Below are 14,241 nucleotides of genomic sequence, written 5' to 3'. Positions count from 1 at the left end.
CCCCCGGCCTCAGTACTTGCCGTAATAGCCTTCTTTCAAGGCGTCGAAGAGGTTGGCGGCGGTATGGATCTCACCGTCGTACTCGACCTGCTCGTTGCCCTTGAACTCCACCACGCTGCCGTCCTCCAGTTCGAAGCGGTAGCGGGTCTTCTCCAGGTCGGACTCCTTGACCAGCACGCCCTGGAACGCCTCGGGATTGAAGCGGAAGGTGGTGCAGCCCTTGAGTCCCTGGTGCCAGGCGTAGCGGTAGATGTCCTTGAAGTCCTCGAACGGGTAGTCGGTGGGCACGTTGGCGGTCTTGGAGATCGACGAATCGACCCACTTCTGCGCCGCCGCCTGGATGTCCACGTGCTGCGCCGGGGTGACGCTGTCGGCGGTGATGAAGTAGTCCGGCAGGCGTCGCGCCGGGTCGTCGCTGTCCGGCAGGGCCTGGGCGTTGACCAGGGTCCGGTAGGCCAGCAGCTCGTAGCTGTAGACCTCGACCTTTTCCTTGGTCTTGCGGCCTTCGCGGATAAGGTTGCGCGAATAATGGTGGGCGAAGCTCGGCTCGATACCGTTGGAGGCATTGTTGGCCAGGCTCAGGCTGATGGTCCCGGTCGGCGCGATGGAGCTGTGGTGGGTGAAGCGCGCGCCGGTTTCAGCCAACGCCTCGATCAGTTCCGGAGCATGTTCGGCGACCCGCTGCATGTAGCGGGAATACTTGGCGTGAAGCACGCTGCCGCGGATGCGGTCGCCGGCCTTATAGCCATCGGCGGCCATTTCCGGACGCTTGCGAAGCATTTCCGCAGTGACTTCGTAGTCCTGCGCCAGGATCGGCGCCGGGCCCTTCTCCCTGGCCAGCTCCAGGGCCACTTCCCAGCCCACCAGGGCCATTTCCCGCGCCACTTCCTCGGTGAATACGCAGGCCTCGGGACTGCCGTAGCGCAGCTTGAGCAGGGTCAGGGTCGAGCCCAGGCCGAGGAAGCCCATGCCATGCCGGCGCTTGCCAAGGATTTCCTGGCGTTGCTGTTCCAGCGGCAGGCCGTTGATTTCCACCACGTTGTCGAGCATCCGGGTAAACACCCGCACCACTTCGCGGAAACGGTCCCAGTCGAAGCGCGCCTCGTCGCCAAATGGCTGCTCGACGAAGCAGGTGAGGTTGACCGAGCCGAGCAGACACGAGCCGTACGGCGGCAGAGGCTGCTCGCCGCAGGGGTTGGTGGCGCGGATCGCCTCGCACCACCAGTTGTTGTTCAGTTCGTTGACCCGGTCGATGAGGATGAAGCCCGGCTCCGCATAGTCGTAGGTGGAGACCATGATCATGTCCCACAGGTGGCGGGCGCGGACCTGGCCGTAGACCTTGCAGGCGACCAGCCCGTCGGCGCGCTGGACGTAGTCGTCCTGGATCGGCCATTCGCGCCAGACCACCGCGTTGGGGTCGTCGAGGTCGATCTCGTCGCGCTCCTTCACGTGCACCGGGAATACCAGCGGCCAGTCGGCGTCCTGTTCCACCGCCTGCATGAACTGGTCGGTGATCAGCAGGCTCAGGTTGAACTGGCGCAAGCGCCCGTCCTCGCGCTTGGCGCGGATGAATTCGCGGACGTCCGGGTGGCTGACATCGAAGGTGCCCATCTGCGCGCCGCGGCGGCCGCCTGCGGAGCTGACGGTGAAGCACATCTTGTCGTAGATGTCCATGAACGACAGCGGCCCGCTGGTGTAGGCACCGGCACCGGAAACGTAGGCGCCGCGCGGGCGCAGGGTGCTGAACTCATAGCCGATGCCGCAGCCGGCCTTGAGCGTCAGCCCGGCCTCGTGGACTTTCTCGAGGATGTTGTCCATGGAGTCCTGGATGGTCCCGGACACCGTGCAGTTGATGGTCGAGGTGGCCGGCTTGTGCCCCAGGGCGCCGGCGTTGGAGATGATCCGGCCGGCCGGGATGGCACCGTTGCGCAGGGCCCAGAGGAAGCGCCCGTACCAGTGTTCGCGGGAGGCCTTTTCCTCGACATCGGCAAGGGCGCGGGCGACGCGTTGCCAGGTACCGTCGACGCTGGCATCCACCGGCGTACCGTCCTTGCTCTTGAGCCGGTACTTCTTGTCCCAGATATCCTGCGACGCGTCCTGCAGGGCGATGGTCCCGCGTTCGGTGCGGGGACTGCGTGCGTCTGTCTTGGCCATCCGCTGATTAACCTCCCGATGGTTGTTGGGGCGTCCGAAGCCGGCCACCGTACGCAACATCTAGTTATCCGTACCTGACGGGAATCAATATCTTGTGTCAGGCAGCAACAGACAACCTTAGTCATCGGGACGCCGCGCGCAAGAGGGCGCGGCCATCGGTCACGGGTTTTCAGAGCTTTTCCAGACAGCCGGCAAATTCGCCTGCCAGGTTGTTCAGAAGATTCTCATAGCCGTTGGCGTCCACGCTCACGTTCACGCCCAGGTCGTCCAGTTCGGCCAGGCGCACCGGCAGGCCTTCGCTGAGGGTGTCGGCCAGCCGCGGTCGAAGCGGCGGCTCGCTGAAGATGCAGGCCGGACCGGCGGCCTTCAGTTGGGCGCGCATGGCGGCAACATGGCGTGCTCCCGGCTGGACCTCCGCAGATACCGCGAACACGCCGGTATGGCGCAATCCGTAGGCTTCCTCGAAATAGTCGAAGGCTTCATGGAAGACGAAGAAAGGCTTGCCGGCAAGCTTGCCCAGGCGTTCGCGGAGTTTGCCGTCGAGCCCGCCGAGGCGCTCCTCGAAGGCCTTCAGGTTGGCCCGGTAGCGCCCGGCGTTGGCCGGGTCGACCTGGGCCAGGTCTTCGGCCATCCGCGCGGCGATGGTGCGGGCGTTGGCCGGCAACAGCCAGAGGTGGGCGTCGAGCATGCCGGGACGATGGTCATGGTCGTGCTCGTCGTGCCCGGCATGCTCCTCTTCCTCGAAATTGACGAACTTGCGCAGGTGCATGCCCGGCAGGTCCTGCACCGCGACGCTGGCGCCCTGGCGGCCGGCGAGCACCTTGGGCAGGAAGTTTTCCAGGTCCGGGCCGATCCAGTAGAACAATTGCACCTCGCGCAGCCGCCGTACGTCGGAAGGACGCAGGGCGTACTGGTGCGGCGAGGCGCCCGGCGGCAGCAGTACGTCCGGCTGGCCGACGCCGTCCTGGATGGCCGCGGCGACCAGTTGCAGCGGTTTGATGCTGGTCAGCACGCTGACCTCGGCGCGCGCCGGCGAAGCCAGCAGGAACAGGGCGAAGCAGGCGGACAGCAGGGCAAAGGGACGCAGGGTCACGGCGGCACTCACATGAAAGGTGGTTAGCGGGTAATATAATAACGTCTCTACCCTCGAGCGTCGCAGCCCATGTACAAGATTGCGCCCAAGACCCCGCTGGCCTGCCAGCCCCATGACCACAGCCAGTGCGTCAGCACCGCGCTGGCCGAGGCCGATGCGCTGTGCGCGCGCCAGGGCGTACGCCTGACCGAATTGCGGCGGCGCGTGCTGGAGCTGGTCTGGCAGAGCCACAAGCCGCTGGGGGCCTACGATATCCTCGCGGTGCTCAGCGAAACCGACGGCCGCCGCGCCGCGCCGCCGACCGTCTACCGCGCGCTGGACTTCCTCCAGGAGAACGGCCTGGTGCACCGCATCGCCTCGCTCAACGCGTTCGTCGGCTGCAACAACCCGGAGCACAGCCACCAGGGCCAGTTCCTCATCTGCCGCACCTGCCACACCGCGATCGAGCTGGAACAGCCGGATATCAGCCGGGCCATCGTCGCCGGAGCGAACAGCGTCGGCTTCGCCGTGGAAAGCCAGACCGTCGAGGTGGTCGGCCTCTGCGGCACCTGCCGGGACCAGAAGGACGCCTGATGGACAACGCGCTGGTGCGGCTGACCCAGGTCGGCGTGTCCTTCAACGGCCAGGCGGTGCTGAGCGATGTCGACCTGGCCATCGAGCCCGGCCAGATCGTCACCCTGATCGGCCCCAACGGCGCCGGCAAGACCACCCTGGTACGCAGCGTGCTCGGCCTGCTCAAGCCGCACGTCGGCGAGGTCTGGCGACGGCCGCGGCTGACCATCGGCTACATGCCGCAGAAACTCCACGTCGACGCCACCCTGCCGCTCAGCGTACTGCGCTTCCTCCGCCTGGTACCCGGGGTCAGGCGCGAGCAGGCGCTGGCGGCGTTGCGCGAGGTCGGCGCGGCGCACGTGCTGGAGCGCCCGCTGCAAAGCATTTCCGGTGGCGAACTGCAACGCGTGCTGCTGGCCCGCGCCCTGCTGCGCAAGCCCGAGCTACTGGTGCTCGACGAGCCGGTGCAGGGCGTCGACGTCGCCGGCCAGGCCGAACTCTACCGCCTCATCGGCAAACTGCGCGACCGCTACGGCTGCGGTGTGCTGATGGTCTCCCACGACCTGCACCTGGTGATGAGCGCCACCGACCAGGTGGTCTGCCTGAACCGCCATGTCTGCTGCTCAGGGCACCCCGAGCAGGTCAGCGGCGACCCGGCCTTCGTCGAGCTGTTCGGCCAGGACGCTCGCAGCCTGGCGATCTACCACCACCATCACGACCACGCCCACGACCTCCACGGCGAGGTGGTCAAGGCCGGTCCCGGCGCCTTGCCTCCAGGCACCCGCTTCACTCCTGTCCACAAGCACGGCCCCGACTGCAACCATGGCTGACTTCCTGCTCAACGCCCTCCTCGCCGGCCTCGCCCTGGCCCTGGTGGCTGGCCCCCTGGGCTCCTTCGTGGTCTGGCGGCGGATGGCCTATTTCGGCGATACCCTGTCCCACGCCGCACTGCTCGGGGTAGCCCTGGGTTTCCTCCTCGATGTCAGCCCGACCCTGGCTGTGACCGTCGGCTGCGTGCTGCTCGCAGTGCTGCTGGTGACCCTGCAGCAGCGCCAGCCGCTGGCCGCCGACACCCTGCTGGGCATCCTCGCCCACAGCACCCTGTCGCTGGGCCTGGTCACCCTGAGCTTCATGAAGGAAGTGCGGGTCGACCTGATGGCTTACCTGTTCGGCGATCTGCTGGCGGTAAGCGCCAGCGACCTGCTGTGGATAATCGCCGGCAGCGCGCTGGTCCTGGCACTGATCTGCTTCCTCTGGCGGCCGCTGCTGGCGATCACCGTGCACGAGGAACTGGCGAAGGTGGAAGGCCTGCCGGTCGGAGCGATCCGCCTGGCGCTGATGTTGCTGATCGCCATCGTCATCGCCGTGGCGATGAAGATCGTCGGCGTACTGCTGATCACCTCGCTGCTGATCATTCCCGCCGCCGCCGCCCAGCGCCATGCCCGCAGTCCCGAGCAGATGGCGGTCGGCGCCAGCCTGCTGGGACTGGTCGCGGTGTGCGCCGGCCTGGCCCTGTCCTGGTTCAAGGATACCCCCGCCGGCCCCTCAATCGTGGTCAGCGCCGCCGGCCTGTTCCTGCTGAGTTTTGTCCTGCCCCGCCGCACGGTGTAGAATCTGGCGATTTTTTGACCAAACGAGAACCCGCAGGAATGATGACGTCCTTCTTTCGCCTGCTGTCCGTCCTGGCGGCGGCGCTGCTGGTCAGCGCCTGCCAGGGCAATGCGTCGTCGCAACCGACGCCGGTGGTCGCGCCCCAGGCGCAGCCCGCCGATCCCTATGCCGAACTGCAGCAAACCCTGGCCGCCGGCAAGCTCGAACAGGCCGAGCAACAATGGCTGGCCCTGCGCAGCGCAGCCGCCGGCGACGAGCGCGTCGAAGCGTTCCGCCGCCAGTTGGCCGAGGCCTACATGCAGCGCGGGGAAACCGCGCTGCGTCAAGGAGACCTCAACACCGCCACCAGCGCCCTCGGCCATGCCCGCGGACTGATGCCCAAAGCGCCGGCGCTGACCGCCGGGCTGGACGGTGCGATCAACCGCGCCAAGGTCGATCCCGCCCGCGCCGAGCAGGCCCGACGCATGCAGCAGGCGGCCCAGCAGCAGATGCAGCAGATCATCCAGACGCCGCCCGGCGGCGAGCTGAAGCCGCTGCCCGGCGCTCCCCACCTGATCGATCCGCAAGCGGCCAGCAGCGCCGTGCCCCTGCCGATGCTCGACGGCACCGGCCAGGGCGGCCTCGGTGCGGTGCTCGACGCGGTGGCCGCGGATGTCGTCGCCTACCGTTGCAGGGTGCATATCGAAGTGCGCCGGGACAGCGACTATCCGCTGGTTTCCGACCAGCTCCTGGCGCGGGTGAAGAAGCTCTCACCCGATTTCGACCTGCATCTCAGCCATGTCGTACAGGCCGACAAGCCAACCCGATTGATACTTACCCCCCGGAATTGAGGCTGGTCCTGCCCCGGCCGCAGCAGAAAGCGCTTGTCGGGAGCGCACTAGACGCTTATTCCATTTCAATGATTTTTCATCACCAATAAATATTAATAATGCATAAGAAAGCAAGGTAAAATGCTCGGTTTAGCTGACCGCCCATGCTTCCCGCCAAGCCCGTGCTCCAGCCGTAACAGCATCGCCGCACCCACAAGGTTCGCCCAGTGATCGAATTCCACGACGTCCACAAGACCTATCGAGTTGCCGGTCGGGAAATCCCCGCCTTGCAACCGACCCGCCTGAACATCCAGGCCGGGCAGATTTTCGGCCTGATCGGCCATTCCGGTGCCGGCAAGAGCACCCTGCTGCGCCTGATCAACCGCCTCGAGGAGCCCAGCGGCGGCCGCATCCTGGTCGAGGGCGAAGACGTCACCGCCCTCGACGCCGAAGGCCTGCGCCGTTTCCGCCAGCGCGTCGGGATGATCTTCCAGCACTTCAACCTGCTGTCCTCGAAGACCGTCGCCGACAACATCGCCATGCCCCTGCGCCTGGCCGGCGGCTTCAGCCGTGCCGAAGTCGATGCGCGGGTCTCCGAGCTGCTCGCGCGGGTCGGCCTGTCCGACCACGCGCGCAAGTATCCGGCCCAGCTCTCCGGCGGACAGAAACAGCGCGTCGGCATCGCTCGCGCCCTGGCCTGCCGGCCGAGCATCCTGCTCTGCGACGAGGCCACCAGCGCCCTCGATCCGCAGACCACCGCCTCGGTCCTGCAACTGCTGGCGGAAATCAATCGCGAGCTGAAGCTGACCATCGTCCTCATCACCCACGAGATGGACGTGATCCGTCGTGTCTGCGACCAGGTCGCGGTCATGGACGGCGGCGCCATCGTCGAGCAGGGCGATGTCGCCGATGTCTTCCTCCATCCGCAGCACCCGACCACCCGCCGCTTCGTGTTCGAGGCCGAACGGGTCGACGAGGACGAGCGCCACGACGATTTCGCCCACGTGCCGGGTCTCATCCTGCGCCTGACCTTCCGCGGCGAAGCCACCTATGCGCCGCTGCTGGGCACCGTGGCGCGGCAGACCGGGGTCGACTACAGCATCCTTTCCGGACGCATCGACCGCATCAAGGACACGCCCTACGGCCAGTTGACCCTGGCCCTGGTCGGCGGTGACCTGGAAGCCGCCATGAGCCAGTTGAACGCCGCTGACGTACATGTGGAGGTACTGCGCTGATGGACTTCTTCGAAACCATGAGCTTCGCCAACATCGACTGGTACGAAATCTGGCTGGCCAGCGTCGACACCTTCTGGATGCTCGGCGGTTCGCTGCTGTTCACGGTGGTCCTCGGCCTGCCCCTCGGCGTCCTGCTGTTCCTTACCGGGCCACGGCAGATGTTCGAGCAGAAGGCGGTCTACACCCTGCTCTCGCTAGTGGTGAACATCCTCCGTTCGTTGCCGTTCATCATCCTGCTGATCGTGATGATCCCGCTGACCGTACTGATCACCGGTACCTCGCTGGGCGTCGCCGGGGCCATCCCGCCGCTGGTGGTGGGCGCCACGCCGTTCTTCGCGCGCCTGGTGGAAACCGCGCTGCGCGAGGTCGACAAGGGCATCATCGAGGCAACCCAGGCGATGGGCGCCAGCACCCGGCAGATCATCTGGAACGCCCTGCTGCCGGAAGCCCGGCCGGGCATCATCGCCGCCATCACCGTCACCGCCATCACCCTGGTCTCGTACACCGCGATGGCCGGAGTGGTCGGCGCCGGCGGGCTGGGCGACCTGGCGATCCGCTTCGGCTATCAGCGCTTCCAGACCGACGTGATGGTGGTCACCGTGGTGATGCTGCTGATCCTCGTCCAGATTCTGCAAACCGTGGGCGACAAGCTGGTGGTGCACTTCTCGCGCAAGTAAGCTTGCCGGCCAAGCCCAAAACCCTGAGCGCCGCGGTTATCCACAGCCGCCAGGAACACCTCGAAAGGAGTTGAAGATGAAAAAACTGCTTGCTGCTTTCTCCGCTGTCGCGGCGCTCGGCCTCACCGCCGCCCAGGCCGCCGAGTCCCTCACCGTCGCGGCCACCCCGGTGCCGCACGCGGAGATCCTCAACGTGGTCAAGCCGCTGCTGGCCAAGGAAGGCGTGGACCTGAAGATCAAGGAGTTCACCGACTACGTGCAGCCGAACGTGCAGGTCTCGGAAAAGCGCCTGGACGCCAACTTCTTCCAGCACCAGCCGTACCTCGATGAGTTCAACAAGGCCAAGGGCACCGACCTGGTCGCCGTGACCGGCGTACACATCGAGCCGCTGGGCGCCTACTCGAGCAAGTACAAGAAGCTCGACGAACTGCCTTCCGGCGCTACCGTGGTGATCCCCAACGACGCCACCAACGGCGGCCGCGCCCTGCTCCTGCTGGACAAGGCCGGGGTGATCAAGCTCAAGGACAACAAGAGCATCACCGCCACGCCGAAGGACATCGTCGACAATCCGAAGAACATCAAGATCCGCGAACTGGAAGCCGCGACCCTGCCGCGCGTGCTGACCCAGGTCGACATGGCGCTGATCAATACCAACTACGCCCTGGAAGCCAAGCTGAACCCGACCAAGGATGCGCTGGCCATCGAAGGCAGCGACTCGCCCTACGTGAACATCCTCGTCGCGCGGCCGGACAACAAGGACAGCGACGCCATGCAGAAGCTGGCCAAGGCCCTGCACAGCGCCGAGGTCAAGCAGTTCATCCAGGAGAAATACAAAGGCGCGGTGGTACCGGCGTTCTGAGCCAAGCCGCGTAACCGCCCCTGGAAAAAGCCCGGTCTTCGACCGGGCTTTTTCGTTTCCGTCCCCGCCGTACGTCTGCCTGCCGTACCACGACAGAGGTCATTCGGCCGTTTGCGGGAAATGTAGTGAAAAAAACATTCCGTCACATATTGAACAATCTGAAAAATTCACTACACAATCGACCCACCTTCGAGGATGCCCCATGCAAGAACTAAAACAACGCCTGGCCTCCCCGCCCGCCGAACTGACGCCCGCGGAGCGCAAGGTGGTGCGTGCCCTGCTCGATGACTACCCGCGCCTCGGCCTCGGTCCGATGACGCGCCTGGCCCGGCACGCCGGAGTCAGCGACCCGACGATCATGCGCCTGGTGAAAAAGCTCGGCTTCGCCGGCTACGGCGACTTCCAGGAAGCGCTGCTGGCCGACGTCGACGACCGCCTGCGCTCGCCGCGCACCCTGCTCGCCGAACGCCGCGAGCGGATGGGCCGCGACGACACCTGGGCGCGCTACCTCGACCAGGCTGGCCAGAGCCTGCAACAGACCCTCGGCCTGACCCGCCCCGATGACATCCAGCGCCTCGCCGACTGGCTGCTCGACAGCCGCCTGCGCGTGCACTGCCACGGCGGACGCTTCAGCCGTTTCCTCGCCGGCTACCTGGTCACCCATCTGCGCCTGCTGCGCCCGCAGTGCCGATTGCTCGACGACGGCGCCCTGCTCCCCGACCAGCTCTACGACCTCGGCCGCCAGGACCTGCTGGTCCTGTTCGACTATCGCCGCTACCAGAGCCAGGCCCAGCACGTGGCCCAGGCCGCCAAGGCACGCGGCACACGGCTGGTGCTGTTCACCGACATCTACGCCTCGCCGCTGCGCGAACACGCCGACCTGATCGTCAGTTCGCCAGTGGAATCCGCCTCGCCCTTCGACTCGCTGGTGCCGGCCATGGCCCAGGTCGAGGCACTGGTAGCGACCCTGGTGGCGCGCATGGGCGCGCCGCTCGACGAACGCCTGGAGGGCATCGACCAGCTCCGCAACGCGTTCAGCAGTCATATTCTGGAGGAATGACCCGATGTTCAGCCTGCCCCACCACTCGCCGCGCGACCTGCCATTCGGCCGCCGGCAGACCGCCATCCTGTTCGTCGACATGCAGCGTGCCTGGGTCGAGCCGGGGCGCGACCCGCACGTCGATCCGCAGGCAGCCGGTTACTTCTACGAGCGCGTGCAGAACCAGGTGATCCCCAACCAGCAGCGCCTGCTCAGGGCCATGCGCGCAGTGGACGAGAACGTCCTGCACACCGTCATCGAGAGCCTTACCGCCGATGGTCGCGACCGCTCGCTGGATCACAAGCTGTCGGAGATGCACCTGCCCAAGGGCAGCCCGGACGCCAGGGTGATCGACGCCCTGGAGCCGACCGCCAACGAGATCGTGCTGCCGAAGACTTCTTCCGGTGTTTTCAACTCCACCGCCATCGACTACGTACTGCGCAACCTCGGCACCCGCCACCTGATCGTCTGCGGGGTGGTCACCGACCAGTGCGTGGACATGGCCGTGCGCGATGCCGCCGACCGCGGTTACCTGGTCACCCTGGTCGAGGATGCCTGCGCCACCCATACCCCGGAACGCCACCAGGCCTGCCTGGAAGCGATCAAGGGCTACTGCTGGATCAGCGACACCGAGACCGTCCTGCAACGCATCGCCGCCCTCGGCCGGAGCAACCTGTGAACCGCCTGCAGCCGGTACGCCTGGTCAGCTTCGTCACCACCGACCTGGCCGGCATCACCCGCGGGCGTTCGCTGCCCCTGGCGACCCTGGAGGAGCAATTGGCCAGCGGTTGCGGCTGGGTACCGGCGAACAGCTCGCTGACCCCGCAGGACCTGATCGACGAGAGCAGCCCCTGGGGCAGCCACGGCGACCTGCGCCTGCTGCCCGACCCGAACAGCCGGGTGCGCGTCGAGCAGGGTCCCGACGCCGCTGCGCCGGCGCTCGACTACCTGCACGGCAACCTGGTGGAAACCGACGGCACGCCGTGGCCGGCCTGCCCGCGCAGCCTGCTGCGGGCCGAGGTGGAACGCTATCGCGACAGCGGCCTGCAGGTCATCGCGGCGTTCGAACACGAATTCAGCCTGCTCGGCCTGCCCGGCGAGCGTCCGGCCGCGGCGTTTTCGCTGCAGGCCCAGCGTGCCGCTGGGCAGTTCCCCGGCTGGCTGGTCAGCGCCCTGGCCCAGGCTGGCACCGAGCCGGAGATGTTCCTCCCCGAATACGGCCAGCGCCAGTACGAGGTCACCTGCCGCCCGGCGCAGGGCGTGGCCGCCGCCGACCGCGCGGTGAACGTCCGCGAGGTCACTCGCGAAGTGGCGCGGCAGATGGGCCTGCGTACCTGCTTCGCACCGCTGCCGGCACCCGGCGCGGTGACCAACGGGGTGCACCTGCACCTGAGCCTGCAACATGCCGACGGCAGCCCGCTGCTGTACGAGCCCGGTCGACCCAACGATCTCTCCGAACTCGGCGAGCACTGGGCCGCCGGCGTGCTCGCGCACCTGCCAGCGCTGTGCGCGCTGACCGCGCCTACCGCCGCCTCCTACCTGCGCCTGAAACCCCACCACTGGAGCGCCGCCTACGCCTGCCTGGGACTGCGCAACCGCGAAGCGGCGCTGCGCATCTGCCCGGTGGTGAGCGTCGGCGGCAAGCCGCTGGGCAAGCAGTACAACCTGGAATTCCGGCCGATGGACGCCACCGCCTGTCCGCACCTGGCGATGGCCGCGGTGCTGATCGCCGGCCGCCTGGGCATCGAACGACGCCTGCCGCTGCGCGCCCTGGCCGATATCGATCCGCACGGCCTCAGCGACGAAGAGCGCCAGGCCCGCGGCATCCAGGCCCTGCCGGCGACCCTCGGCGATGCGCTCGACTGCCTGCAACGCGACGAGGCGCTCTGTGCCGAGCTGCCAAAGCCGCTGCTGGACACCTACCTCGCCATGAAGCGCCACGAACTGGCGCTGACGGCGGGCCTTTCCGACGACGACCTGTGCCGCCACTATGCCGAGCTCTACTGACAACCCCGAACTCGGCATCTACCAGCTGCCGCCCTACCGCCTGCTCAATCCCCAAGGGCGCAGCCCGGTGGTCCTGGTCTGCGAGCATGCCAGCCGGCACATTCCGCTGGAGTTGCAGCGCCTCGGCCTGGACCAGGCCGCGGCGGAAGAACACATCGCCTGGGATATCGGCGCCCTGGCGCTGGCCGAAGAGCTTTCCCGGCGACTCGACGCGCCATTGCTGGCGGCCGGCTACTCGCGTCTGCTGATCGACCTGAACCGACCGCTGGAGGCGCCCGACAGCATTCCGCCGCACAGCGAGGTCTACCCCGTTCCCGGCAACCGCGAGCTGTCCGAGACGGTGCGCCGCTATCGCCAGGATTGCCTGTTCCATCCGTTCCACCAGCGCCTGACGCAACTGCTCGACGAGCGCCAGGCCGCCGGCGTGCCGACCCGCGTGGTCGGCGTGCACAGTTTTACCCCGGTGTACCACGGCAGACCCCGCCCGCTGGTTGCCGGGGTGCTTTATCGCAACGCCGGCGCCTACGCCAGGCGCATCCTCGACGGTTTGCGCCGGCACGGCCTGGAAGTCGCCGGCAACCAGCCCTATGCGATCGACCCGGCGGAAGACACTACCGTTCCGGTGCATGGCGACGCACGCGGTCTGGAAGCGGTGCTGCTGGAGATCCGCAACGATGGATTGCGCACGCCGGATGCGGTGTACGCCTGGGCCGAGCGTCTGTATCCCTGGCTCTGATGCGATGACCGGCGCCGCCGGTCGCCAACAACGAGAAAGAGGCCCGCTTCGCGTGCGGCGCCGATAACGACAATACGCTGCCTTTTCCCGAGGAGCCCGTCATGGCCATCGAACAGTTCGGATACCGGCAACAGCTGCGCCGCAGCCTGTCCCTGAGCGACCTGATCATCTACGGGATGATCTTCATGATCCCCATCGCCCCGTTCGGGGTCTACGGCTGGGTCCATGCCGACGCCCACGGCATGGTGCCGATGGCCTACCTGGTGGGCATGCTGGCGATGCTCTTCACCGCCCTCAGCTACGGAGCCATGGCCAAGGCCTTTCCGATTGCCGGCTCGGTGTATTCCTACGCCCAGCGCGGCATCCACCCCCATGTCGGCTTCATCGCCGGCTGGGTGCTGCTGCTCGACTACCTGCTGATCCCGCCGCTGCTCTACGTGTTCAGCGCGCTGGCGCTGAACCACTTGTTCCCGGCGATCCCCAAGCTGGCCTGGATGCTGCTGTTCCTGGTCTCGGCGACCCTGGTCAACCTGCGCGGCATCACCTTCGCCGCCCGCGCCAACCTGTTGTTCCTGATCGGAGAGCTGGTGGTCCTGGCGATCTTCCTGGTGGTCGGCTACCAGGCGCTGGAAGGCGGCCTGGGCAACGGCCGGCTGACCCTCGAACCGCTGTATCGCCCGGAAGCCTTCGATCTCGGCCTGGTGATGAAGGCCGCCTCGATCGCCGTACTGTCGTTCCTCGGCTTCGACGCCATCTCCACCCTCGCCGAGGAGGTCAAGGGCGATCCCGCCCGGCAGATCGGCCGCGCCGCGCTGATCGCGCTGTTCATCATGGGCGGCATCTTCATCGCGCAGACCTGGCTGGCCACCGACCTCGCCGCCGGGATGAACTTCAAGTCGGCGGACACCGCCTTCTACGAGATCGCCGAAGCGGCCGGTGGCCAGTGGCTGTCGATGCTGACCGCGGTAGCCACCGCGCTGGCCTGGGGTGTCACCGTGTCGATCACCTCGCAGGCAGCGGTCTCGCGCCTGCTCTACTCGATGGCCCGCGACGGCAGGCTGCCGCGCGCGCTGGCCAGGGTCCATCCGCGCTACCAGACGCCGCACGTCAGCCTGTACCTGGTGGCGGTGCTGTCGCTGGGAATCGGCTGGGCCTTCCTCGACGCACCGGACGTACTCACCTCACTGGTGAACTTCGGTGCCCTCACCGGCTTCTGCCTGCTGCACCTGAGCGTGATCAACCACTACTACCGCCGCCAGCGCTCCGGCCAGTGGTTGCGGCATCTACTGTTCCCGCTGGTGGGCCTGGCGATCATCGCCTACGTGCTGTACAGCATGAGCCTCGACGCACAGTTGCTCGGACTGGCCTGGATCGCGGTGGGGCTGGTCTACCTGGCGTTGCTGCAACGCGGCGGGCGCCAGGCGCCAACGGAGTTGGCGAAGGATCTCTGACGTCTCGCGAGGGCTGGT

At 67.0% G+C, this 14,241-nt stretch carries 14 protein-coding genes; 12 read left to right on the top strand and 2 right to left on the bottom strand.

From position 1 onward, the window contains the following. Window positions 1-9 precede the first annotated feature (9 nt). Both HMPREF3014_RS19680 and HMPREF3014_RS19675 read right to left on the bottom strand, forming a co-directional pair. Window positions 10-2,214, bottom strand: a complete 2,205-nt coding sequence (locus HMPREF3014_RS19680) for an adenosylcobalamin-dependent ribonucleoside-diphosphate reductase (protein WP_003146829.1) — start codon at window positions 2,212-2,214, stop codon at window positions 10-12. Between the two features lie 109 nt (window positions 2,215-2,323). Then, on the bottom strand, window positions 2,324-3,247 hold the full coding sequence (locus HMPREF3014_RS19675) for a zinc ABC transporter substrate-binding protein (RefSeq protein ID WP_003099734.1): 924 nt from the start codon (window positions 3,245-3,247) through the stop codon (window positions 2,324-2,326). Between the two features lie 69 nt (window positions 3,248-3,316). Here HMPREF3014_RS19675 and zur point away from each other — a divergent pair, with 69 nt between their 5' ends. The 12 genes from zur to HMPREF3014_RS19615 all read left to right on the top strand — a co-directional run bounded on the left by zur (window position 3,317) and on the right by HMPREF3014_RS19615 (window position 14,223). Beyond that, on the top strand, window positions 3,317-3,820 hold the full coding sequence (gene zur, locus HMPREF3014_RS19670) for a zinc uptake transcriptional repressor Zur (protein ID WP_003096992.1): 504 nt from the start codon (window positions 3,317-3,319) through the stop codon (window positions 3,818-3,820). After that, on the top strand, window positions 3,820-4,629 hold the full coding sequence (znuC, locus tag HMPREF3014_RS19665; RefSeq protein ID WP_003099732.1) for a zinc ABC transporter ATP-binding protein ZnuC: 810 nt from the start codon (window positions 3,820-3,822) through the stop codon (window positions 4,627-4,629). The genes zur and znuC overlap by 1 nt, the downstream gene beginning before the upstream one ends. Further along, the gene (znuB, locus tag HMPREF3014_RS19660; protein ID WP_003096998.1) at window positions 4,622-5,410 is read left to right on the top strand and encodes a zinc ABC transporter permease subunit ZnuB; all 789 of its coding nucleotides are present in this window, start codon (window positions 4,622-4,624) and stop codon (window positions 5,408-5,410) included. The genes znuC and znuB overlap by 8 nt, the downstream gene beginning before the upstream one ends. A 41-nt stretch (window positions 5,411-5,451) precedes the next feature. Beyond that, window positions 5,452-6,240 carry a PA5502 family lipoprotein gene (locus tag HMPREF3014_RS19655; RefSeq protein WP_073647822.1) on the top strand — a complete coding sequence of 263 codons (789 nt, stop codon included), beginning with the start codon at window positions 5,452-5,454 and terminating at the stop codon, window positions 6,238-6,240. A 206-nt stretch (window positions 6,241-6,446) separates the two neighbouring features. Then, window positions 6,447-7,454: a methionine ABC transporter ATP-binding protein gene (locus HMPREF3014_RS19650; RefSeq protein WP_003097002.1), complete on the top strand. Its 1,008-nt coding sequence runs from the start codon at window positions 6,447-6,449 to the stop codon at window positions 7,452-7,454. Continuing rightward, entirely contained in the window at window positions 7,454-8,131 is a 678-nt protein-coding gene (locus HMPREF3014_RS19645; protein ID WP_003097004.1) for a methionine ABC transporter permease, read from the top strand. Before HMPREF3014_RS19650 ends, HMPREF3014_RS19645 begins: the two co-directional genes overlap by 1 nt. Window positions 8,132-8,207: 76 nt before the next feature. After that, entirely contained in the window at window positions 8,208-8,990 is a 783-nt protein-coding gene (locus tag HMPREF3014_RS19640) for a MetQ/NlpA family ABC transporter substrate-binding protein (RefSeq protein WP_003097007.1), read from the top strand. A 202-nt stretch (window positions 8,991-9,192) separates the two neighbouring features. Beyond that, complete coding sequence (qapR, locus tag HMPREF3014_RS19635; RefSeq protein ID WP_003099726.1) at window positions 9,193-10,050, top strand: transcriptional repressor QapR; 858 nt, start codon at window positions 9,193-9,195, stop codon at window positions 10,048-10,050. Window positions 10,051-10,054: 4 nt separating this feature from the next. Further along, complete coding sequence (locus tag HMPREF3014_RS19630) at window positions 10,055-10,708, top strand: cysteine hydrolase family protein (protein WP_003099724.1); 654 nt, start codon at window positions 10,055-10,057, stop codon at window positions 10,706-10,708. Then, window positions 10,705-12,036 carry a glutamine synthetase family protein gene (locus tag HMPREF3014_RS19625; RefSeq protein ID WP_003122324.1) on the top strand — a complete coding sequence of 444 codons (1,332 nt, stop codon included), beginning with the start codon at window positions 10,705-10,707 and terminating at the stop codon, window positions 12,034-12,036. The genes HMPREF3014_RS19630 and HMPREF3014_RS19625 overlap by 4 nt, the downstream gene beginning before the upstream one ends. A 67-nt stretch (window positions 12,037-12,103) precedes the next feature. Next, on the top strand, window positions 12,104-12,772 hold the full coding sequence (locus HMPREF3014_RS19620) for an N-formylglutamate amidohydrolase (RefSeq protein ID WP_003122323.1): 669 nt from the start codon (window positions 12,104-12,106) through the stop codon (window positions 12,770-12,772). A gap of 101 nt (window positions 12,773-12,873) precedes the next feature. Further along, on the top strand, window positions 12,874-14,223 hold the full coding sequence (locus HMPREF3014_RS19615) for an APC family permease (protein WP_003099715.1): 1,350 nt from the start codon (window positions 12,874-12,876) through the stop codon (window positions 14,221-14,223). Window positions 14,224-14,241 lie beyond the last annotated feature (18 nt).

This window comes from Pseudomonas sp. HMSC065H01 (assembly GCF_001815235.1).
GTDB lineage: Bacteria > Pseudomonadota > Gammaproteobacteria > Pseudomonadales > Pseudomonadaceae > Pseudomonas > Pseudomonas aeruginosa.
The sequence above is the reverse complement of the archived record's forward strand: the minus strand, read 5'-3'. Positions and strand labels throughout refer to the sequence as shown.